Annotated in this window: 21 protein-coding genes and 2 pseudogenes; 16 read left to right on the forward strand and 7 right to left on the reverse strand. The window is 68.9% G+C overall.

The window, feature by feature from the left end:
• Together A5678_RS27890 and pimB are read left to right on the forward strand one after the other, a co-directional pair.
• Positions 1-105, forward strand: a pseudogene (locus tag A5678_RS27890) (hypothetical protein); the annotation flags it as partial.
• 47 nt (positions 106-152) lie between these two features.
• A complete protein-coding gene (gene pimB, locus A5678_RS12170; protein ID WP_068042597.1) occupies positions 153-1,295 on the forward strand; it encodes a GDP-mannose-dependent alpha-(1-6)-phosphatidylinositol monomannoside mannosyltransferase in 1,143 nt (380 codons plus the stop codon).
• A gap of 94 nt (positions 1,296-1,389) precedes the next feature.
• Here the strand turns inward: pimB and A5678_RS12175 are convergent, their stop codons facing one another.
• A complete protein-coding gene (locus A5678_RS12175) occupies positions 1,390-3,192 on the reverse strand; it encodes a long-chain fatty acid--CoA ligase (protein WP_068042600.1) in 1,803 nt (600 codons plus the stop codon).
• A 141-nt stretch (positions 3,193-3,333) separates the two neighbouring features.
• Between A5678_RS12175 and A5678_RS12180 the strand changes: the two genes are divergently transcribed.
• The 5 genes from A5678_RS12180 to A5678_RS12200 all read left to right on the forward strand — a co-directional run bounded on the left by A5678_RS12180 (position 3,334) and on the right by A5678_RS12200 (position 6,736).
• On the forward strand, positions 3,334-3,723 hold the full coding sequence (locus tag A5678_RS12180; RefSeq protein WP_067201051.1) for a polyketide cyclase / dehydrase and lipid transport: 390 nt from the start codon (positions 3,334-3,336) through the stop codon (positions 3,721-3,723).
• 117 nt (positions 3,724-3,840) lie between these two features.
• Positions 3,841-4,275 (forward strand): SRPBCC family protein, encoded by a 435-nt coding sequence (locus A5678_RS12185; protein ID WP_068042602.1) that lies wholly within the window; start codon positions 3,841-3,843, stop codon positions 4,273-4,275.
• Positions 4,272-5,540 carry an ArsA family ATPase gene (locus tag A5678_RS12190; protein ID WP_197502119.1) on the forward strand — a complete coding sequence of 423 codons (1,269 nt, stop codon included), beginning with the start codon at positions 4,272-4,274 and terminating at the stop codon, positions 5,538-5,540. Before A5678_RS12185 ends, A5678_RS12190 begins: the two co-directional genes overlap by 4 nt.
• Positions 5,537-5,914: a hypothetical protein gene (locus A5678_RS12195; RefSeq protein ID WP_068042606.1), complete on the forward strand. Its 378-nt coding sequence runs from the start codon at positions 5,537-5,539 to the stop codon at positions 5,912-5,914. Before A5678_RS12190 ends, A5678_RS12195 begins: the two co-directional genes overlap by 4 nt.
• A gap of 84 nt (positions 5,915-5,998) precedes the next feature.
• Positions 5,999-6,736, forward strand: coding sequence for a 1-acyl-sn-glycerol-3-phosphate acyltransferase (locus A5678_RS12200; protein WP_068042608.1), 738 nt, complete (start codon positions 5,999-6,001; stop codon positions 6,734-6,736).
• Positions 6,737-6,749: 13 nt separating this feature from the next.
• On the opposite strand, the gene A5678_RS12205 is transcribed toward A5678_RS12200, so the two are convergent.
• A complete protein-coding gene (locus tag A5678_RS12205; RefSeq protein ID WP_068042610.1) occupies positions 6,750-8,045 on the reverse strand; it encodes a glycosyltransferase 87 family protein in 1,296 nt (431 codons plus the stop codon).
• A gap of 106 nt (positions 8,046-8,151) precedes the next feature.
• Here A5678_RS12205 and A5678_RS12210 point away from each other — a divergent pair, with 106 nt between their 5' ends.
• Genes A5678_RS12210 through A5678_RS12220 form a run of 3 tightly spaced genes read left to right on the forward strand, consistent with a single transcriptional unit; the run spans position 8,152 to position 10,994 of the window.
• The gene (locus A5678_RS12210; RefSeq protein ID WP_197502120.1) at positions 8,152-9,021 is read left to right on the forward strand and encodes a hypothetical protein; all 870 of its coding nucleotides are present in this window, start codon (positions 8,152-8,154) and stop codon (positions 9,019-9,021) included.
• Positions 9,022-9,031: 10 nt separating this feature from the next.
• Positions 9,032-9,556: a polyadenylate-specific 3'-exoribonuclease AS gene (locus tag A5678_RS12215; protein ID WP_068042615.1), complete on the forward strand. Its 525-nt coding sequence runs from the start codon at positions 9,032-9,034 to the stop codon at positions 9,554-9,556.
• A 49-nt stretch (positions 9,557-9,605) separates the two neighbouring features.
• Positions 9,606-10,994 (forward strand): class II 3-deoxy-7-phosphoheptulonate synthase, encoded by a 1,389-nt coding sequence (locus A5678_RS12220; protein ID WP_068042617.1) that lies wholly within the window; start codon positions 9,606-9,608, stop codon positions 10,992-10,994.
• A gap of 4 nt (positions 10,995-10,998) precedes the next feature.
• Here the strand turns inward: A5678_RS12220 and A5678_RS12225 are convergent, their stop codons facing one another.
• Complete coding sequence (locus tag A5678_RS12225; RefSeq protein WP_197502118.1) at positions 10,999-12,231, reverse strand: protein kinase; 1,233 nt, start codon at positions 12,229-12,231, stop codon at positions 10,999-11,001.
• Positions 12,232-12,311: 80 nt separating this feature from the next.
• On the opposite strand from A5678_RS12225, the gene A5678_RS12230 reads away from it, so the two are divergent.
• Positions 12,312-12,716 carry an Rv2175c family DNA-binding protein gene (locus A5678_RS12230; protein WP_068042623.1) on the forward strand — a complete coding sequence of 135 codons (405 nt, stop codon included), beginning with the start codon at positions 12,312-12,314 and terminating at the stop codon, positions 12,714-12,716.
• On the opposite strand, the gene A5678_RS12235 is transcribed toward A5678_RS12230, so the two are convergent.
• The gene (locus A5678_RS12235) at positions 12,710-14,293 is read right to left on the reverse strand and encodes an alpha-(1->6)-mannopyranosyltransferase A (protein WP_068042625.1); all 1,584 of its coding nucleotides are present in this window, start codon (positions 14,291-14,293) and stop codon (positions 12,710-12,712) included. The genes A5678_RS12230 and A5678_RS12235 overlap by 7 nt on opposite strands.
• Positions 14,294-14,297: 4 nt before the next feature.
• The gene (gene idsA2 / locus A5678_RS12240; RefSeq protein WP_068042627.1) at positions 14,298-15,347 is read right to left on the reverse strand and encodes a bifunctional (2E,6E)-farnesyl/geranyl diphosphate synthase; all 1,050 of its coding nucleotides are present in this window, start codon (positions 15,345-15,347) and stop codon (positions 14,298-14,300) included.
• 278 nt (positions 15,348-15,625) lie between these two features.
• Between idsA2 and A5678_RS12245 the strand changes: the two genes are divergently transcribed.
• The gene (locus A5678_RS12245; RefSeq protein WP_068042628.1) at positions 15,626-16,522 is read left to right on the forward strand and encodes a mycobacterial-type methylenetetrahydrofolate reductase; all 897 of its coding nucleotides are present in this window, start codon (positions 15,626-15,628) and stop codon (positions 16,520-16,522) included.
• Here A5678_RS12245 and A5678_RS12250 read toward each other — a convergent pair.
• Positions 16,519-17,166 carry a DUF3153 domain-containing protein gene (locus A5678_RS12250; RefSeq protein WP_068042635.1) on the reverse strand — a complete coding sequence of 216 codons (648 nt, stop codon included), beginning with the start codon at positions 17,164-17,166 and terminating at the stop codon, positions 16,519-16,521. The two genes, A5678_RS12245 and A5678_RS12250, sit on opposite strands and share 4 nt — an antisense overlap.
• Before the next feature lie 140 nt (positions 17,167-17,306).
• Positions 17,307-17,915, reverse strand: coding sequence for an N-acetyltransferase (locus A5678_RS12255; protein ID WP_068042630.1), 609 nt, complete (start codon positions 17,913-17,915; stop codon positions 17,307-17,309).
• Between the two features lie 331 nt (positions 17,916-18,246).
• Between A5678_RS12255 and A5678_RS12260 the strand changes: the two genes are divergently transcribed.
• The 4 genes and pseudogenes from A5678_RS12260 to A5678_RS12275 all read left to right on the forward strand — a co-directional run.
• Positions 18,247-18,648 (forward strand): DUF3040 domain-containing protein, encoded by a 402-nt coding sequence (locus A5678_RS12260; protein ID WP_068042631.1) that lies wholly within the window; start codon positions 18,247-18,249, stop codon positions 18,646-18,648.
• 441 nt (positions 18,649-19,089) lie between these two features.
• Positions 19,090-19,521: a division/cell wall cluster transcriptional repressor MraZ gene (gene mraZ, locus A5678_RS12265; RefSeq protein ID WP_007170790.1), complete on the forward strand. Its 432-nt coding sequence runs from the start codon at positions 19,090-19,092 to the stop codon at positions 19,519-19,521.
• Positions 19,496-20,653 carry a 16S rRNA (cytosine(1402)-N(4))-methyltransferase RsmH gene (rsmH, locus tag A5678_RS12270; protein ID WP_156746877.1) on the forward strand — a complete coding sequence of 386 codons (1,158 nt, stop codon included), beginning with the start codon at positions 19,496-19,498 and terminating at the stop codon, positions 20,651-20,653. The genes mraZ and rsmH overlap by 26 nt, the downstream gene beginning before the upstream one ends.
• Positions 20,650-21,309, forward strand: a pseudogene (locus A5678_RS12275) (hypothetical protein); the annotation flags it as partial. The gene rsmH and the pseudogene A5678_RS12275, both read left to right, overlap by 4 nt.
• Positions 21,310-21,535: the final 226 nt, after the last annotated feature.

Here is a 21,535-nt window from a genome sequence, read left to right on the forward strand (position 1 = left end):
GGTGTCGGGCACACCGACGTCCCCGCCGCCGCCCACGACGTGCTGGCCACCGACCCGCCCGGCCTGCTCGCGCGCTGGCACGACTGGCTGACCCACGCCGGCTGACCGATGCCCCGCACGGACCGTGCGCCTCGCCAGGCTAGCCTGACGCAGTGAGTCGGGTCCTGCTGGTAACCAACGACTTTCCACCCCGGCCGGGCGGCATCCAGTCCTACTTGAGTGACTTCGTCGGCCACCTGGTCGCCGCCGGGCTGCATTCGATGACGGTGTACGCGCCGCAATGGAAGGGCGCCGACGCCTTCGACGATGCGGCCGAGGCGGCGGGTTACCGGGTGGTCCGCCATCCCGGCACGTTGATGCTGCCCGGCCCCGCGGTTGACGCCCGCATGCGCCGCCTGATCGCCGACAACGGCATCGACACCGTCTGGTTCGGTGCGGCGGCGCCGCTGGCGCTGCTGGCACAGCGCGCCCGGCAGGCCGGGGCGACCCGGGTGGTGGCCAGCACGCATGGTCACGAAGTGGGCTGGTCGATGCTCCCGGTCGCGCGGTCGGTGCTGCGCCGCATCGGCGACACCACCGACGTCGTCACCTTCGTCAGCCGTTACACCCGCGCCCGATTCGCGCCGGCCTTCGGGCCCAACGCCTCGCTGGAATACCTGCCGCCCGGGGTCAACACCGACCGGTTCCGGCCCGACCCGGCTGCCGGCGCGGCGCTGCGCGACCGGTATCGGCTCGGGGAGCGGCCCACGGTCGTGTGCGTGTCCCGACTGGTCCCGCGCAAGGGCCAGGACATGCTGATCAAGGCGCTGCCGTCGATCCGGCAACGCGTCGACGGCGCCGCCCTGGTCATCGTCGGCGGCGGTCCCTACCTGGAATCGCTGCGCAAGCTCGCCCGCGACTGCGGGGTCGCCGAGCATGTGACGTTCACCGGCGGCGTACCGGCCGCCGAGCTGCCCGCGCACCACGCGCTGGCCGACGTCTTCGCGATGCCGTGCCGCACCCGCGGCGCCGGCATGGACGTCGAGGGCCTGGGCATCGTCTTCCTCGAGGCCTCCGCCGCCGGTAAGCCGGTGATCGCGGGCGACTCCGGTGGTGCTCCGGAAGCCGTGCAGCACAACAAGACCGGGCTGGTCGTGGACGGGCGCTCGCTGACCGCCGTCGCCGACGCCGTCATCGAGTTGCTCAGCGACCGTGACCGGGCCGCCGCCATGGGCGCGGCCGGGCGCGCGTGGGTGACGGCCCGTTGGCGGTGGGACACGCTCGCGGCGCGGCTGGCCGATCTTCTGCGCGGCTGACGGCGTCGAGCGGCACGCTGGCGTGACGCTCGACGTCCCGCGTCGCGCTGGCGTGACGCTCGACGCTCGCAAGCGGGCGGCGCCCGGCGGGCCGCTAGTCCTTCTCGTAGATCCAGTCGATGTCGGACGCGAACTTCTCGGCGACCACGTTGCGCTTGACCTTCATCGTCGGTGTCAGCTCGCCGGTGTCCTCGGTGAAGTCGACCGGGAGGATGCGGAACTTGCGGATGGACTCGGCGTGCGACACCGCCTGGTTGGCGTGCTTGACCGCCGCGTCCACCTCGGCGACCAAATCCGGGTCGCTGGCCAGATCGGCCACCGATGCGCCGGCCGCCTTGTGGTTGCGCTCCTTCCAGGCGTCGAACGCCTCGGGGTCGATGGTGATCAGCGCCCCGATGAACGGCTTGGCGTCGCCCACCACCATGGCCTGGCTGATCAGCGCGTGCGCCCGCAGCTGGTCCTCGAGGACGGCCGGGGCGACGTTCTTACCGCCGGCGGTGACGATGATCTCCTTCTTGCGGCCGGTGATCCTGAGGAAGCCGTCCTCGTCGAGCGCGCCGAGATCGCCGGTCTTGAACCAGCCGTCGGTGAACGCGTCGTTGGTGGCCTGCTCGTTGCGCCAGTAGCCGCTGAACACCACGCCGCCCCGGACCAGCAGCTCGCCGTCCTCGGCGATGCGCATGCTGTTGCCCGGCAGCAGCGTTCCGACCGTGCCGATCCTGACGTTGCCGACCTGGTTGACCGTGATGGCCGAGCTGGTCTCCGTCAGGCCGTAGCCCTCGTGGATGGTCAGGCCCACCCCACGGTAGAAGTGGCCCAGCCGCGCGCCCAGCGGCGCGCCACCCGAGACGGACGCGTGGCATTCACCGCCCAGTGCGGCGCGCAGCTTGTGGTAGACCAGCCGGTCGAACAACGCATGCCTGGCGCGCAGCGCCAGCCCGCGCCGCCCGCGGTCCTGCGCCTGGCTCCAGTCGACCGCGGTCTGCACGGCGGCGGCGAAGATCCGGCCCTTGCCGTCGTTGACCGCGTTCTGCTCCGCGGTGTTGTAGACCTTCTCGAACACCCGCGGCACCGACACCACCACCGTCGGCTTGAACACGGCGAACATCGGCAGCAGGTTCTTGATGTCGCTGGTGAACCCGACCGTCACCTTGTTGGCGAACGCCGAGAGCGTCAGCGAGCGCGCCAGCACGTGCGCCAGCGGCAGGAAGATCAGCAGCCGCTGCCCCTCGTCCAGCAGGGTGGGCAGGCACTCCTTGGCTCCGCGGGTCTCGTACAGCAGGTTGGAATGGGTGAGCTGGCAGCCTTTGGGTCGTCCGGTGGTGCCCGAGGTGTAGATCAGCGTCGCCGGGTCGTCGGCGCGCAGCGCCTCCTGGCGGGCGGTGAGTTCGGCGGGCTCGACCGACGCGCCGGCCTCGGCGAGTTGGTCGAGCGCCTTGGGACCCGAGCCGTCGATGTGCAGCACGCGGCGCATGGCGGGCAGGTCGGCGGTGAGTTCGGTGACCATCGCGGCGTGCGCGTCGGTTTCGGCGAAGGCGACCACCGCCTCGGAGTCCTGCAGCACCCACCGCACCTGCTCGGCCGACGACGTCTCGTAGATCGGCACGGTGACCGCGCCCACGGACAGGATCGCCAGGTCGATGATCGCCCACTCGTAGCGGGTGGCCGAGAAGATCGACACCCGGTCGCCGGCCTGAACCCCGAGCGCGATCAGACCCAGCGCCGCGGCGCGAACCTGTTTGGCCACCTCCGCGCACGTGACGTCGGTCCATTCGCCGTCTACCTGACGTCGGAAGATGACGAAGCCGGGGTCCGATCGGTCGTGCTCGAAGACCATGGCCGCGATGTTCTCGTGCTCGCCGACGGAGAAGCGGGCGGGGACGCTGTACTCACGCACTCTTACTGACCTCGTTTTGGCTTAGGTGACGTTCCGGGGGCCGGCTTGTTGTAGTCCAGCCTATCCGCGCATTCGCGCAGGAACGGTGGCAGTCTGCCGGGCCCTGGCCCGCATCGGAGATTGGTGTGTGAAGCTGGGGTGGTGAACAGCATCCAGATCGCCGACGAGACCTTCGTCGCCGCCGACGGTGCACGGGTCGGCGCCGCGGTCGCCGATCCGTCGAGCTGGCGCCGGTGGTGGCCGGACCTGCGGCTACAGGTGGTCGAGGAGCGCGGCGACAAGGGGATCCGCTGGGCGGTCACCGGCGCGCTGACCGGAACCATGGAGATCTGGCTGGAGCCATCGCTGGACGGAGTGGTGCTGCATTACTTCCTGCACGCCGAACCCACCGGGGTGGCGGCCTGGCAGTTGGCCAAGCTGAATCTGGCGAAAATGACGCACCGCCGTCGGGTGGCGGGAAAGAAAATGGCCTTCGAGGTCAAGACGACACTGGAACGGTCACGTCCGGTCGGAGTTTCTCCGGTAGTTTAGCCGGGTCAGGTTTGCGGGGAGAGTACCGTTCCGGACCGGAGGCCCGGGGGTTAGACCCCGCACGGAAGTTTCCCCGCCGGCGGCGTCGACCGCTCGCGGGAGAGAGGGCAGCACCAGGTGGCGGAGAAGACGTCGCAAACCATTTACATCGACGCCGAACCGGACACGGTGATGGGCGTCATCGCGGATATCGATTCCTACCCGCAGTGGATCTCGGAATACCGGGAAGCCGAGGTGCAGGAGACGGACGCCGACGGCTACCCCAAAGTCGCGCGGGTGGTGCTGGACGCGGCCGTGCTCAAGGACACGATGGTCATCTCCTACCAGTGGCCCAAGGACCGGCAATCGGTCAGTTGGACCCTTGTCTCCAGCTCGCTGCTGCGTTCGCTGGAGGGCACATATCGGTTGGCGCCCAAGGGATCTGGCACCGAGGTTACCTACGAGCTCTCGGTTGACCTCGCCGTTCCCATGATCGGTCTGCTCAAGCGCAAGGCCGAGCGCCGGTTGACCGACACCGCGTTGAAGGATCTGAAGAAACGAGTCGAGGGCTGAGTGAGTCCAGCGAATCGCGGGCGCCCACCCCGGCCCGAATCAGCCTCTTCGTTGGCAAGGGCGGGGTAGGAAAGTCCACGCTGGCCTGCGCGACGGCGGTCAGCGCCGCGAGCGCGGGGCAGCGGGTGCTGGTGGTGTCGACCGACCAGGCGCACTCACTCGGCGATGTGCTCGGTGTCCCCGTCCCGCCCAGCCAGGGCGAACTGGTTCGGGTCCTTGCCGATGACGAGCAGGCCGGCGGTGGCTTTCTCGACGCGCTCGCGCTGGACACCTTGGCCCTGCTCGAGGTTCGCTGGCGCGACGTCGTCGACACGCTGGATCGGCGGTTTCCCGATACCGAGCTGAGTGCCATTGCCCCCGAAGAACTTTCGGCGCTGCCGGGTGTTCAGGAAGTGCTCGGGCTGCACGCCGTCGGCGAGCTGGCCGTCTCCGGGCGCTGGGATCGCATCGTCGTCGACTGCGCCTCGACCGCCGACGCACTGCGGATGTTGACCTTGCCGGCCACCTTCGGGCTGTATGTCGAGCGCGCGTGGCCGCGTCATCGGCGGCTGTCCATCAGCGCCGACGACTCCCGGTCGGCGGCGATGGTGGAACTGCTGGAGCGCATCAGCGCCAGCGTCGAGGCGCTCAGCACCCTGCTGACCGACGGCGAATTGGTCGGCGCGCATTTGGTATTGACACCGGAGCGGGTGGTCGCCGCCGAGGCGGCCCGGACGCTGGGTTCGCTGGCATTGATGGGTGTGCGCGTCGAGGAGTTGATCGTCAACCAGGTTCTGACCGAAGACGCATCTTACGAATACCGCAACCTGCCGGAGCACCCCGCGTTTTACTGGTACGCCGAACGCATTTCCGAACAACGTGGTGTTCTCGACGAGCTCGACGCCACCATTGGTGAGGTGGCCCTGGTGTTGACTCCGCACCTGTCCGGGGAGCCTATCGGCCCCAAGGCGCTGGGCGAGTTGCTCGACTCTGCGCGCCGTCGTGGCGGGGCGCAGCCACCGGGGCCGCTGCGGCCGACGGTGGACCTGGAATCGGGCACGGGACTTGGGTCGATATACCGGATGCGACTAGCGTTGCCCCAACTCGATCCGTCAACGCTGACGCTGGGGCGCGTCGACGACGACCTGATCATCAGCGCCGGTGGTTTGCGGCGCAGGGTTAGGTTGGCGTCCGTGCTCCGCCGCTGCACGGTCCTAGACGCGCAATTGCGGGGTACTGAGCTGACGGTGCGATTCCGACCAGATCCGGAGGTGTGGCCTAAGTGAGTGGGGCTCATTCGGATATCGGTCCGGAGTTGCGCAGGCTCGCCCAGGCGATCCTGGACGGCATCGACCCTGCGGTGCGGACGGCGGCCGCCCTGACGGCGGGCGGTGGACCCGGGACCGGCAAGTGCCAACAGGTGTGGTGCCCGGTGTGCGCGCTGGCGGCGTTGGTGACCGGCGAGCAGCACCCACTGATCACCGTCATCTCCGACCACAGCATCGCCCTGCTCGAGGTGATCCGAGCCATGCTCGACGACATCAACCGCGCGGGCAAACCGCCGCCCGACGGTCCCCCCGGCGGCGTCACCGAGGCGGAGCCTCCAGGCACCGCGACCAGGACCCGGTATCAGCCCATCCCCGTCACCGTCGAGGAGTGACCCTGCTGCGTCGAAGGTGGTCCCTTCCGCACGCGATGGGTACAGTTGGCGCAGAACACCGGCGGGCGGGCGAGAGGGAGGGCCATGTGGTACTGGCTATTCAAGTACGTACTCCTCGGCCCGTTGCTGTACTTGCTCGGTCGGCCAAAAGTTGAAGGCCTGGAACACATTCCGAGTTCCGGCCCGGCGATCCTGGCCAGTAATCACCTGGCGGTGATGGACAGCTTCTACCTGCCGCTGGTGGTGCGTCGCCGGATCACCTTCCTGGCGAAAGCCGAATACTTCACCGGAACCGGCTTGAAGGGCTGGTTTCAGCGCTGGTTCTTCACCGCCGTGGGCCAGGTGCCGATCGACCGGACCGATGCCGACAGCGCGCAGGCCGCACTGAACACCGCCGAACGCCTGCTCTCGACGGGCAAGCTGCTGGGGATGTACCCCGAAGGCACCCGTTCGCCGGATGGCCGGCTGTACAAGGGCAAGACCGGCCTGGCACGGCTGGCCCTGCACACCGGGGTGCCGGTGATCCCGGTGGCGATGATCGGCACCAACGTCGTCAACCCGCCCGGGACGAACATGCTGCGCTTCGGACGGATCACGGTCCGCTTCGGCAAGCCGATGGACTTCTCCCGTTTCGAGGGCCTGGCAGGCAACCGCTTCATCGAGCGGGCCGTCACCGACGAGGTGATCTACGAGCTGATGGGGCTCTCCGGCCAGGAGTACGTGGACATCTACGCCGCCAGCGTCAAGGAAAACCGCAACGGCTCGAACGGTCAGGGGCCGACCAGCGATGCCGCCCGGATCCCCGAGACCGCCGTCGGTTGATGCGCGGGCTCCACTAGCCGGCCGCCGTCACGGGCGTCAATTCTTGCGGTGCCGAATCGCGCGCCGGCGTGCGGGCGGTGACCGTCAGCCCGGCCGCGACGATGACCGCCAGCGCCCACCACACGTAGGACATCCCGGCGAGCTGACGCCACCACACCGCGGTCGCCTCGTGATGTTTGGGCAGCAGGTCGATCGGCGACCATCTCATCATCGCCACCCCCGCGGCGGCGACCACGGCCAGCGTCACGTTGCGTCGTCGCCAGGCGAGCACGGCGAGCACCACGACCGTCGGCAATCCCCACACCCAGTGGTGTGACCACGAGACCGGCGAGACGATCAACCCGAACAACGCGACGCAGATGACCGCCAGCACGGGCTCGTCGGCCCGCAGCACCCGGCGCATCGCCCACACCGTCAGCGCGAGCACGAGCAGCGAGGCCACCACCCACAACAGGAACCGCTGTTGCTCGCCCAGCCCGAGCCGGGCCAGCGCCCCGGCGATGTTTTGATCGGTGTTCAACGCCGCCTCGCCGATCCGATCGGTGTGCGGCAGGGTGTGCGTCCAGTACTCCCACGAATCGCGCCACGCGAGAACGAAACCGAGCGCGGTCGTCACCACGAAGGACGCGACGGCGGTGAGGGCCGCGCGGTTGTCGCGGCGCAGCAAGAAGTAGAGCAAAAACACCGCGGGCGTGAGTTTGAGCGCTATGCCCAGGCCCAGCAGCAGCCCGCGCGGCCACGGCGTGCGGCGCGGTAGGCAGTCGGCGATCACCAGGGTCATCAACACGACGTTGATCTGGCCGAAGGCGAAGTTGGAGGTGACCGGTTCCAGCCAGAGCGTCGCCGCCAGGGTGATGACCACGGCCAGCCACCAGCGGCGCAACCAGGCGGGGCCGGGCAGCGCGGTCGAGGTGGCCCAGACGTCGAGGCGGGTCAGCACGACAACGGTGGACACAACCAGCAGCACCAACGTCAACGCCGTGATCGCGACGCTGGCGGCCGGCATGTGCAGCCAGGCGAACGGGCAGAACACGATCGCCGCCAGCGGGGGATAGGTGAACGGCAGGTTGAGCCCGATCGGCGTGGGGAACAGCACGTCACCGTGGTAGAGCGAATGCCCTTGCATCCACGCCTGCGCGCCCATCTGATACACGTCGATATCGATGCGATAGGGAATGTGCCCGAAGAGCTGCCAGGCCACATAGCCCAGACCCGCCGCCGCCAGCAGCCAAAGACCGCACCACAACAGGACCTGCCCGGGGCCACGTTTGGTTGGGTGGCCCGCGTCGGGCGCCCGCCATCTACTCATGTCGCCCAACAGCGTAATCGGTGCGTGGGCGTGGCACGTCGCTCCGCGCGGCTTCCGGCCGGGCCGGTGCCCACAGGCGTACGTTTCAAGAGTGCTCCACTGGTTTCTGTACGGGGTGTCCCACTGGTACGCGCATGACATTCACGAAGGCGGCCGGCTGCCTTTGCTGTGTTGCCTGATTGCGTTCATCCTGACGTTTTTCGTCACCCGCAGTTTTGTGCGCTTCATCCGCCACCGCGCCGACACCGGCCGCCCGGCCAGGTGGTGGCACCCGCGCAACGTCCACGTCAGCGGAGTGCACATCCACCACGTGACGTTCGGGGTGGTGCTCGTTTTGGTCTCCGGGCTGACGTTGGTCACCCTGTCCGTCGATGGGCATGAACCCGAATTCGCGCTGGTGGCAACATTTTTCGGTATTGGCGCCGCATTGGTGCTCGACGAGTACGCGTTGATCCTGCACCTGTCTGACGTCTACTGGGAAGAGGACGGCCGCACATCGGTGGACGCGGTGTTCGCCGCGGTCGCGGTGGCCGGGCTCTTGATCATGGGCCTGCACCCGCTGATGTTTTTCCTGCCGGTCTGGCATGGCGCCGATTCGGTGGCGCTGCGCGCCGGCGTGGGCGGCGCGATGGTCCTGGCGCTGCCGCTGGCCGTAATCGTGGTTCTCAAGGGCAAGGTGTGGACAGGTTTGCTCGGCATGTTCGTCGTCATACTGCTGGTCATCGGCGCGATCCGGTTGTCGCGCCCGCACGCCCCGTGGGCCCGCTGGCGCTACACCACCCAGCCCGACAAGATGCGACGCGCGCTGCAGCGGGAACGCAGGCTGCGCCGCCCGGTGGTGCGGGCCAAGCTGTATCTGCAGTGCGCGATCGCCGGCACGCCCCGTCTGCCCGACGAACGTGCGGTCGACGCCCAGCTCGACCACGACGTACATGCGGCGCCGCCGCCGACGGGGCCCATCCTGATCAGCAGATAGGCTTTCGCCGGTGCGGTACTTCTACGACACCGAATTCATCGAGGACGGCCGCACCATCGAGCTGATCTCCATCGGGGTGGTCGCCGAGGACGGCCGCGAGTACTACGCGGTGTCCACGGAGTTCGATCCCGAGCGCGCCGGCGGCTGGGTACGCGCCAACGTGTTGCCCAAACTGCCGCCCCCGTCGTCGCAGCTCTGGCGCTCGCGCAGGCAGATCCGCTCGGACCTCGAGGACTTTTTCAGCGTCCAGGGCACCGACCCCATCGAACTCTGGGCGTGGATCGGCGCCTACGACCACGTGGCCTTGTGCCAGTTGTGGGGCACGATGCCCGAGCTGCCCCGCGCGCTACCCCGCTTCACCCGGGACTTGCGGCAATTGTGGGAGGACCGGGGGTGCCCGCCCATGCCGCCGCGGTCGCGCGATGCGCACGACGCGCTGGTCGACGCCCGCGACCAGATGCGACGATTCCGGCTGATCACTTCGGCGGAGGCGGGCGGCCCCGGCGGCGATCCGAGCGGGGGAGCACCGGCCTGAGCCCGTTCGCGCTGATCAGTCACCCTCGCGCCCCGGTTACCATGGACCGATGAACTGGACCGTCGACATCCCGATCGACCAGCTGCCGCCGCTGCCCCCGCTGCCGAGCGACCTGCGGGCACGGCTGGACGCCGCGCTGGCCAAGCCGGCCGCCCAGCAACCCAGCTGGCCGGCCGACCAGGCGACGGCGATGCGCACGGTCCTCGAGAGCGTGCCGCCGGTGACGGTGCCCTCGGAGATCGTCCGGCTGCAGGAGCAGCTGGCCCAGGTCGCCAAGGGTGAGGCGTTCCTGCTGCAGGGGGGCGACTGCGCGGAGACGTTCACCGACAACACCGAGCCCCACATCCGGGGCAACATCCGCGCCCTGCTGCAGATGGCCGTGGTGCTGACCTACGGCGCCAGCATGCCGGTGGTCAAGGTGGCCCGCATCGCCGGCCAGTACGCCAAGCCGCGGTCGGCGGACATCGACGCCCTGGGGTTGCGGTCCTACCGCGGGGACATGATCAACGGCTTCGCCCCGGATGCGGCCGCGCGCGAGCACGACCCCTCGCGGCTGGTGCGCGCGTACGCCAACGCCAGTGCGGCGATGAACCTGGTGCGGGCGCTGACGTCCTCGGGCCTGGCGTCGCTGCACCTGGTCCACGACTGGAACCGGGAATTCGTCCGGACGTCGCCGGCCGGCGCGCGCTACGAGGCGCTGGCCACCGAAATCGACCGGGGCCTGCGGTTCATGAGCGCCTGCGGCGTGGCCGACCGCAACCTGCAGACCGCCGAGATCTACGCCAGCCACGAGGCTTTGGTGCTCGACTACGAGCGGGCCATGCTGCGGTTGTCGGAGAGCGAGGACGGGGAGCCGCAGCTGTTCGACCTGTCGGCGCACACCGTCTGGATCGGCGAGCGGACGCGCCAACTCGACGGCGCGCACATCGCCTTCGCCGAGGTGATCGCCAACCCGATAGGCGTGAAGATCGGCCCGACGATGACCCCCGAACTGGCCGTCGAATACGTGGAACGGCTTGACCCGCAGAACAAGCCGGGCCGGTTGACGTTGGTGAGCCGAATGGGCAACAACAAGGTGCGCGATCTGCTGCCCCCCATCGTCGAGAAGGTCCAGGCGACTGGTCACCAGGTGATCTGGCAGTGCGACCCCATGCACGGCAACACTCACGAGTCGTCCAACGGCTACAAGACCCGGCACTTCGACCGCGTCGTCGACGAGGTGCAGGGCTTCTTCGAGGTGCACCGCGCGCTGGGCACCCACCCGGGTGGCATCCACGTCGAGATCACCGGCGAGGACGTCACGGAATGCCTCGGTGGGGCGCAAGACATTTCGGACCTGGACCTGGCTGGGCGCTACGAGACGGCGTGCGACCCGCGGCTGAACACCCAGCAGTCGCTGGAGTTGGCGTTCCTGGTCGCCGAGATGCTGCGCGACTAGCCCGCTACAGCAGTCCGTTCAGGTTGGTCCCGATCGTCCATGCCGCGGTGGCGACCAGCCCGGTGAGCGCCAGCACCAGTGCCACCCAGATCAGCACCATGCGCCGGCCGTGTTGCCGCGCGTACGCGAATTCGCTGATCGGAATGCCCGCGAATTTCCCTGTGACGGGCTGGTATTCGTAGTCGTCGGGTTCGTCGTCGGATTGCGGCGGGCGCTGCGGCTCGGACCAGTCCTCGGGCCCGCGAGTCAGCTGGCGGGTGGGGTGGCGCACCGGTGCGGCCGCGAGCTGCTGGGCGGTGTCCGGGCGCTGGCCCGTTCGGCTGTGCTGGGCGGCCGCCGACCGGTGTTGCGCGGAGTTGCGCGGCGCCGGGACCCGAAAGCCCGGCAGCGCAAGTTCTTCCGCGATCGCGTCGAGGTCGGCGCGCATCTCGATCGCGTCGGCGTACCGGTCGGCCGGGTCGCGCGCGGTCGCGCGCCGCACGAACTCGTCGAACTGTGGCGGGACACCGTCGATCGCGGCACTGGGCGGCGGCACATCGGTGTCCAGCCGTTGGTAGGCGATCGACAACGCGGAGTCGCCGGTGAACGGGGTGCGCCCGGTCAGCAACTCGTAGGTGAGGATCCCGGCGGCGTACACGTCGCTGCGGGGACTGGTGTCGCCGTGGCGCACCTGCTCGGGCGACAGGTAGGCCGCGGTTCCCAAAATCACACTCGTGGAGGTGATTCCGGCGGCCGCAACGGCACGGACCAAACCGAAATCGGCGATCTTCACGTCGCCGTCGTCGGAGATCAGCACGTTCTCGGGCTTGACGTCGCGGTGGACCAGACCGGCCCGGTGCGCGGCGGCGAGGCCGCCCAAGACCGGGTGCAGCACCGCCGCCACGGCATAGGGCGGCATCGGCCCGCGCTCGGCCAGCAGCTCGCGCAGCGTCCCGCCCTCGATGAGCTCCATCACCAGGAAGGGATGCCGGGCGTCCAGTCCCTGGTCGTAGACCGCGACCAGCCCCGGATCCTTCAGCCGTGCGACCGTGCGGGCCTCGCGCTGAAACCGGGTCAGGAACTGCTCGTCGCCGGCATAGCGGGAATCCATCACCTTCATCGCGACGGGGCGGTCGAGCCGCGTGTCGAGGCCCCGGTACACCGTCGACGTGCCGCCGCTGGCGATCTTGGACTGCACCAGGTAGCGGCCATCCAGCAACGCGCTGTCCAACGGGTCTCCCGTCCGGGCTCCGGCCACGGGGCCATCGTAGGTGTGACGGTCTGATTGGGCGTACGAACACGGCTTCAAACCGCGGGCCAGCGCCTACACTTGCGCGGGTGAGCAGTGTTCCTGCCGGCGACGATGTTCTGGATCCCGATGAGCCCACCTACGACCTGCCGCGGGTCGCCGAATTGCTCGGGATTTCTGTCAGCAAGGTCCAGCAGCAACTTCGAGAGGGTCACCTGGTTGCGGTGAAGCGCGAGGGCGGGCTGGTGGTGCCGCAGGTGTTCTTCACCAAGTCCGGCGAGGTGGTCAAGAGCCTGCCGGGACTGCTGACGATCCTGCACGACGGCGGCTACCACGAAACCGAGATCATGCGGTGGTTGTTCACCCCAGATCCATCGCTGACGATCACCCACGACGGCAGCCGGGACGCCATCAGCAATGCCCGCCCCGTCGACGCTCTGCACGCGCACCAGGCTCGGGAGGTCGTGCGCCGGGCGCAGGCGATGGCCTATTGAGGGCTTACTGAAGGCCCGCTGGACGGCGACTCCGACTCTTCCGGGACCTCTTCGCCGTCGCCGGCCCGCTCGTCGGGCGCCCGGTGGAGGCTGTACCAGGCGATCAGCGCGCAGGCGGTGGCCAGCGAGAAATGCAGCCACGAGTACATCCCGTGCGAGCCATCGGGTTTGAAGATCACCATCACCCACGTCGACAGGCCGGCGATGATGGCGACCGTCCGTCGGGACTGCGCCAGCGGGGCCACCACCGCCAGCGGCCAGGAGTAGTACCAGGGCAGGGCCGCGGGCACGAACAGCACCACCACCAGCATCGAGTACGCGATGCCGGTCAGGGCCTCCCGGTCGTCGCGGCGGAACCGCCACCACAGCAGTGGCAGCGACACCGCGATGATCGCGATTCCGACGAAGCGGGTGATGCGCAGCAAGGGGTAGAAGTGCACCGCGAAGAAGCCGCTGAACACGGCGTGGATGACGTTGGCGGCCGCGGTCGGCACGGTCAGCCAGTTGATGATCTTCACGGACCCGGCCAGCGCGGTCAGCCACCCCAGCCCCACGCCGGCGACCGCCGACAGGATGCCGAACACGACGGCGAAGACCAGCAGCGATATCGCCGTGGCCGCCACGAATGCCCAGGCCGGACGGTACCCGCGGCGGTCGCGCAGATGCCGCGTCCACACCCACACCATGAACGGCAGGGCGATCCCGGCGGTGGCCTTGACCGCGATCGCCACGGTGATCAGCGAAGTGCCGAGGACGTGGCGGCCGGCGAAACTCAGCGCGATGCCCGCGGCCATCAGCCCCACCATCAGCATCTCGTTGTGCACCCCGCCCATCAGATGGATGAGCACGAGCGGGTTGAGCACACAGATCCACAACGCCGTCGAGCCATCGGTGCCCAGGTGGCGGGCCAACCGCGGGGTGGCCCAGATCAGCAGGGCCAGCCCCGGCAGCATGCACAGCCGCAGCAGCGCGGTTCCGGTCACCACGTTGTTGCCGACCAGCACCGTGACCAGCTTGGCCACCAGGATGAACGCCGGGCCATAGGGGGCGGTGGTGATCGTCCAGATGGGACTTACGTTGTCCAGCAGGTTGTTCGGGTTGGCGACCGGCCCGACGGCGTAGGGATCCAGCCCATCGCGCAGCAGAGCGCCCTGTGCCAGATACGAATAGGTATCCCGGCTGAAGACGGGCACCGACAGCAGCAGCGGCGCCAGCCAGAAGCCGGTGGTGGCTTTCATCATGAACTCGGTCATCTCGCCGGCCAGCACGCGTCGGCCCAGCCCCAACCAGGCGATCAGCATGACGCCCACGCCCGTCCACAACACCACCGACGACAACACCAGGCCGTGGCCAAAACGCAGCCAGGACATGTGGATTGACTCCAGTAAGGGGTCGTGTTGCCGGGTGCTGCCCGCGCCCAGGCCCCCCACGGTGATCAGTATCGAACCCAGCATGCCCAGCTTCGCTGGCCGGGACTCCGCGGCGGTGGCGAACGCGCACAGCCGCGAAAACCACCCGCCGCCAGGGGGTTGCGTTGCCGGCGAGTCGGACGGCGGGGTGTGCGTCGGCGTCGTCATCGGCTCAGGCGGACCGGTCGGTGGCCATTCTGGCCAGCTCGGACAGCCCCGCCTTGGCCGCCGCGTCGATGGGCGCGGCCGCCAGCGCGGCCAGCGCCCGTTGCGTCAGCTCGGCGATGCGTCGCTCGGCGGCGGCGAGGGCACCCACCGACTCGATGACCCCGCGTAACCGGTCCACCTCGGCGTCGGTCAGCTGTGCCCCGATCGAGTCGCGTAACAGGCTGGCGGCCAAGGGATCCGACCTGTCCGCCAACTCCATCGCCTCGGCCAGCAGCACGGTGCGCTTGCCCGACCGCAAATCGTCACCCGACGGCTTGCCCGTCACCGCCGGGTCCCCGAACACGCCCAGCACGTCGTCACGGAGCTGGAACGCCACCCCGAGGTCCGTCCCGAACCGGCCGAAGACGTCTTGCACGTCGGGTCGGTCGGCGGCGGCCGCCGCCCCCAACTGCAGCGGTCGCGACACGGTGTAACAGGCCGTCTTGTAGGTGTCGACGTTCATCGCCGACGCGATCGATTCGGCGGCGCTGGCCTCGGCGACGATGTCGAGGTACTGACCGCCCAGCACCTCGGTGCGGATTTCGGCCCACACCCGTTGCACGCGCCGTGCGGCCTCCGGTGACAGGCCCACGCGGAGAACGATGTCGTCGGCCCAGGACAGCGCGAGGTCGCCGAGCAGGATGGCGGCCGACATGCCGAATTGCTCCGATGAGCCGCGCCACCGCCGATCGCGGTGCAGCTCCGCGAACTGGACATGAGCGGTCGGGCGGCCGCGGCGGGTGGAGGAGTCGTCGATCACATCGTCGTGCACCAGCGCGCAGGCGTGCAGCAGCTCCAACGCGGAAAACAGCAGCAGCACTTCGGAATCGGGTTCCCCGGTCGCTACGGCGCGCCAGCCCCAGTAGGCGAAGGCTGGCCGCAGCCGCTTGCCCCCGTTGAGCACGAAGTCTTCGAGGGCGGCGACGAGGTCCCCGTAGTCGCCGCCGATGTAGGCGGTGTCGGCGCGCCGGTCGTGCAAATACCGCCGGAGTCGATCGGTGATGGCGCCGGTCAACTCGACGGTTGCCGCTGCTTCTGAAGCTTTCAGGCTCAGCGCGGCGCCCCTTTCTGCTCGACGAGTCTGGTGTGTGGCAGGCCCGACCAGTGTATTCGGCGTGACGCCGGGGATCTTGCCAACCTGGCGCGGGCGGGGGCGGCAGTTGCTTCGACTGCCTCACTATTCCCCCGAAAGTGGGTGGTACCCCCACGCCTATGCTGGCTGGGGTGTCGGGGCCGCCCGCTGGTGTGCGGCCGGGTGACGCCCCAAGCATTCGTCGGATGGAGAGAAGCCGCGTGACACTCAACACCATTGCGCTCGAGCTGGTGCCGCCCAACGCCGATGAAGGCCGGGAGCGGGCACTCGAAGACGCGCGAAAGGTGGTGCAGTACTCGGCCGAATCCGGTCTGGACGGCCGGCTCCGGCACGTGATGATCCCGGGCATCATCGCCGAGGACGACGACCGTCCCATCACGATGAAACCCAAGCTGGACGTGCTGGACTTCTGGTCGATCGTCAAGCCCGAGCTGCCGGGAATCCACGGCCTGTGCACCCAGGTCACCGCCTTCTCCGACGAGCCGACGCTGCGCCGGCGGCTGACCGATCTGCGCGCGGCCGGGATGGAGGGCGTGGTCTTCGTCGGCGTCCCGCGCACCATGAACGACGGCGAAGGCTCGGGCGTGGCGCCGACCGACGCCCTGTCGATCTATCGCGAACTGGTGCCCAACCGCGGCGTGATCCTGATTCCCACCCGCGAAGGGGAACACGGCCGGTTCAACTTCAAGTGCGACCAGGGCGCGAACTACGGCATGACCCAGCTGTTGTACTCCGACGCGATCGTGGGATTTCTGCGCGAATTCGCCGACAACACCGATCACCGGCCGGAGATCCTGCTGTCGTTCGGCTTCGTCCCGAAGATGGAGAGCCGGGTCGGCCTGATCAACTGGCTGATTCAGGACCCGGGCAACGCGGCGGTCGCCGACGAGCAGGAGTTCGTCAAGCGGTTGGCCGGCAGCGAGCCGCCCCAGAAGCGCCAGCTCATGGTCGACCTGTACAAGCGCGTGATCGACGGGGTGGTTGAGCTGGGCTTCCCGCTGAGCATCCACCTCGAGGCGACCTACGGGGTGTCGGCGCCCGCCTTTCAGACGTTCGCGGAGATGCTGGCGTACTGGTCGCCCGCCCAGCGCGTTTAGCTCGGGGGATTATCGCGTGGCGCGGTGAGCCGCGGCGAGCGGTCGCGGTTCATCCAGGCCAGCAGCGCGACTACGCCGGCCGCCGCGAAGGATGCGATGCCCAGCCACACGCCGGCTCCGGTCAGGGACCGCGTGTTCGGGTCGGTGTAGCGGGCCTGGGCGGTCATGGTGCTGACCACGCCCGGTTTGAGCTTCCAGGAGACCACCGTGGACTCGACCCGGTCGCCGTTGGTGGAGGTCACGACGCCGGGGAAGGCGACGGTCAGCTCGACGTCGGCTTCGGGATCGGTCAGCGAGGTCAGGTCCGCGCGGCCCTCGAGGATCACCAGGTTGCCGTTTCGGCGCAGGGTGAGGTTCACGCCCTGCGCGTCGGAGTTCATGTTGGCCAGCTCTGGCAACTCGGCGAAGGTCAGGTCGGAGAACACCGCCTGCGACCCCACATAGCCGTCGCTGTCGTAGTTCGACACCGCCACTTTCTGGCTGAACGGCAGGTTGTTGCTGTCCAGTTGGGGGCCGGTGTCCTTGGGCGTCTTGGGTTTCGCGGCGGCGACGATTTCGCCGGACACCAGGTCGTCGGGTGAGATGGTGAGCGACGCCCGGACCCGCAGGCACCCGGTGGCCAGCGGCACCAGCATGAGCAGCATCGCGATGGCCAGCAACCGGCGTCGCCGAGCGGTGAATCCTCGGGTTCGGGGCGGGGCAAGGCTGGCGCGCACCAGGTCATCGTGCCAGATCCGGCGTGCCGCTTCCGCGGGTTGGCCCGGGCGCGCCCTGGAGCCGGCGGTCACAGGGGCAGCTTGCGGCCCAGGATCGCGAATGCCCGTGGGTCACCTGCGAAGTGATAGCCGCGGATGACGTCCGTGAAGCCCAGCCGGCGATACAACCGCCAGGCCCGGTTCGACTCACCGTTGGTCTCCGGCGTGGACAGCAGGACATTCTCTTCGGCCCGACCGGCGAGGAGCCGCCGGGCCAGCGCCTCGCCGAGGCCGCGACCCTGCGCGCGGGGATGGATGTGCAGCTCTGTCAATTCGAAGTAGCTGTTCATCAGGCCGGCGATCTGCTGGGGCGGCAGGCCGCCGCGTTGCAAGCCGAGGACCACTTGCTGCTGCCACCACTGCCCGGGCGCCCCGGGGTAGCCGTAGGCCACGCCGAGCAGCGGCGCGTTGCTCAATTCGGCCGCCGGCGGGATCGACGCGTCCGCGCCGTCGCCCAGCTCGGACTCCACGACGCCCACCCCTTGCCACCCGCGCCGGCGGATGTGCTCGAGCCACATCGGCGCGCGCTGGTTTTCGGTGCCGCGCGGGTACCGCATCGCGTCGACGTACACCTTCAGGGCATCACCGAGACGGCGCTCCATATCGCTGGGCGGCAGATCGATGAGGAATATCGCCAACTCGCGCTGTCCTCCTGATCCTGTGCTGCGGCGCTCAGGCTTCGCGCGGCCGCTCGGCCCTCGGCCGCCAATCGCCATTATCGGACCCGGGGGAGGTTGTTCGACGAGCGGTCGCGGCAACCGACCCGCGAACGACCCCGGCTGGGGAAGCCGGTTGTAGCGCACGGCCGTTCCGGTTCCTGTGGGTGCCGGGCCCAGGCCAGGATAGAATCGCCACCGAACCAGTGGTAAGGCGCAGATTGACCTCGTATCATTTCAATTAGTTGCCCCCACAAAGGGCATCCGCGTGCTATCGATAGTTACGCGCCAAACTGTCGGCAAGGAGGGACGAATGCCACTCTCCGATCATGAGCAGCGGATGCTCGATCAGATCGAGAGCGCTCTCTACGCCGAAGATCCCAAATTCGCGTCGAGCGTCCGTGGCGGAGGGTTCCGTGCACCCACCGCGCGCCGCCGCCTGCAGGGCGCGGCGCTGTTCGTGATCGGCCTGGCGATGCTGGTTTCCGGTGTGGCGTTCAAGGCCACGATGATCGGAAATTTCCCGATTCTGAGTGTCTTCGGATTCATCGTGATGTTCGGCGGCGTGGTATTCGCCATCACCGGTCCCCGGTTGTCCGGCCGGCCCGACCACTCCGGGTCGGCGCCCGGGTCGCTGCGCCAGCGCCGTAACAAGGGCGGTGGCTCGTTCACCAGTCGGATGGAAGACCGGTTCCGCCGTCGCTTTGACGACTAGCGGCATCGCCAACGCGTCGGGGTAGCCATCGGCTGCCCCTTTCTTTTGCCCTCATGGCCGGACCGGGCCGGCGGCGCCATCGTCACAGATGCAGCCGGGTTGACCGGTGATCGGCGGGCCGTCGATGCCAATTTGATGCCGGATCGAGCCTCAACCGAGCCTTGGCGCAGGACGTGAGCCCCACCGGCCCCCACTCCCTACCCCCACTGCGCCCCACACGCCCACTCACGGCGCCTTGAAGTGCGGATACGTATAGCCCGGCGCAATGCCGGAACTGGCCCCCGACGCCGCCACACAACGGCATGAGGGGCGATAGGTGGCAGATAACCCGGAAAACTGCGCCACGACACCCCAACAATGGGGCGAAGTGGGGGATTGTGGGGTATGGTGGCTGCAGTGTTTGGGTGACACAGAGCCGCTTTCGGCGGGAGGTGAATTCTGGTGTTTCTCGGCACCTACACGCCCAAACTCGACGACAAAGGGCGGCTGACGTTGCCCGCCAAATTCCGTGACGCACTGGCAGGGGGGTTGATGGTCACCAAGAGCCAAGACCACAGCCTCGCCGTATACCCGCGGGGCGAATTCGAGCAGCTCGCACGCCGGGCGAGCAAGGCCTCGCGAAGCAACCCCGACGCCCGCGCCTTCCTGCGCAACCTCGCCGCCGGCACCGACGAGCAGCATCCCGACGCGCAGGGACGCATCACGCTGTCGGCCGACCACCGTCGCTACGCGAACCTCTCCAAGGACTGCGTGGTGATCGGAGCGGTCGACTACCTCGAAATCTGGGACGCGCAAGCCTGGCAGGACTACCAGCAGACCCACGAAGAGAACTTCTCCGCGGCCAGCGATGAAGCACTCGGCGACATCATCTGAGGCGCATGCCCGTGCAACGTGGCCTCTGCCCGAACCGACCCTGGCGTACTTCCCCAACGCCAGGTTCGTGCCTTCGGACAGGGACCTCGATGCAGGGGCATCTCGCCCGACCAGGGGAGGTGTTGCCGTGGTTGACGATTCACCAGGTTTCGGGCATGTGCCCGTCCTGCTGCACCGCTGCGTCGAACTGCTCACCCCCGCGCTGACCCGTCACGACGCCGACGGGTCGGGCGCGGTCCTCCTCGACGCCACCCTCGGCGCGGGCGGGCACGCCGAACGGTTCCTCACCGACCTGCCGGGGCTGCGGCTGATCGGGCTCGACCGCGACCCCGGCGCGCTGGACATCGCCCGGGCCCGGTTGGCGCGATTCGCCGACCGGATCACGCTGGTGCACACCCGCTACGACGGCCTCGCCGCGGCGCTGACCGAATCCGGTTACGCCACAGTCGGATCGGTTGATGGGATGCTGTTCGACCTCGGCGTGTCATCCATGCAGCTCGACCGCGTCGAGCGCGGCTTCGCCTACGCCCAGGATGCGCCGCTGGACATGCGGATGGATCCGGAGTCGACGTTGACGGCGGCCGACATCGTCAACACCTACGAAGAAGCGACGCTGGCGGACATCCTGCACCGCTACGGCGAGGAGCGATTCGCGCGCCGCATCGCGGCCCAGATCGTGCGCCGGCGCGCCCGCGCCCCCTTCACCTCGACCGCGGACCTGGTAGCCCTGCTCTACCAGGCCATCCCGGCCCCGGCCCGGCGCACCGGTGGACATCCGGCCAAGCGGACCTTCCAGGCCCTGCGGATCGCCGTCAACGACGAACTCGACTCGTTGCGTCGCGCGATTCCGGCCGGGTTGGACGCGCTCACCGTCGGCGGACGCATGGTGGTGCTGGCCTATCAGTCGCTGGAAGACCGGATCGTCAAACGGTTGTTCGCCGGCGCGGTCGCCTCCCGCACGCCGGTGGACCTGCCGGTCGAGCTTCCCGGCCACGAGCCGCGATTCCGGTCGCTGACGCACGGCGCCGAACGCGCGGGCGCAGACGAGGTCGAACGCAATCCGCGCAGCGCCGCAGTGCGGCTGCGAGCTGTGCAACGGGTCAAGCAGGCAACCGGAAAGGGCGACGCATGAAAGCAAAGCGGGAGACCCCGAATCGCCGCGGCGGACGCGACGGTTCCGCCCGGCGGAGCAGGCGTTCGGCGGCCGATCCCGGTCCGGCGCGCCGCCCCCGGCCCGGACGCGCCGCCGCGCCCACCCGCGAGAGCCGCGCGCCCAAATCCGGACCGCAGACCAGCCCCATCGCCCGGCCGGCCGAGCGGCCCGCGCGGCCCAAGAACACGAGTCAGGCCAAGGCCCGCGCCAAGGCCCGGAAAGCCAAAGCGCCCAAGGTGGTTCGCCCTCGCCTGAGCGAACGCCTCGCGGCCCGGCTGGCCGCGATCGACCTGCGGCCGCGCACCTTGGCGAGCAAGGTTCCGTTTGTCGTATTGGTCATCGGTGCGCTCGGCCTGGGGCTGGGCCTCACGCTGTGGTTGTCCACCGACTCCGCCGAGCGCTCCTATAAGTTGAGTCACGCTCGCGAGAAGACCCGGCTGCTGCAACAGCAGAAGGAGGCGCTGGAACGCGATGTGCGCGAGGCGGAATCCGCGCCGGCGCTGGCGGAGGCGGCCCGCAAACAGGGCATGATCCCGACGCGAGACACCGCGCATCTGGTCCAGGATCCGTCCGGCAACTGGGTGGTGGTCGGCACGCCCAAGCCGGCTGACGGGGTACCGCCGCCGCCACTATCAGGACCCCGATAGCCGCGTTCCCGGCGCGATGCCGGAAGACGAACGACGCGCCGCGGCTGCCCGCCTGCACGAGCTGCCGGGTGCGCCGCTCCCGCGCCGAGTGCCCGGTCGCTACCGCGTCCGGCCGGTCGGCCGGTCCGGCCTTCTTGGCCTCCTTGGCCGCCTTGGCTTTCCGGAACCGCTTCGGCTCCCGGGCGTCCTGGGCTTGCTGCTGCTTCGCCCTCCG

Source organism: Mycobacterium sp. E2733, from assembly GCF_001667585.1.
Classification (GTDB): domain Bacteria; phylum Actinomycetota; class Actinomycetes; order Mycobacteriales; family Mycobacteriaceae; genus Mycobacterium.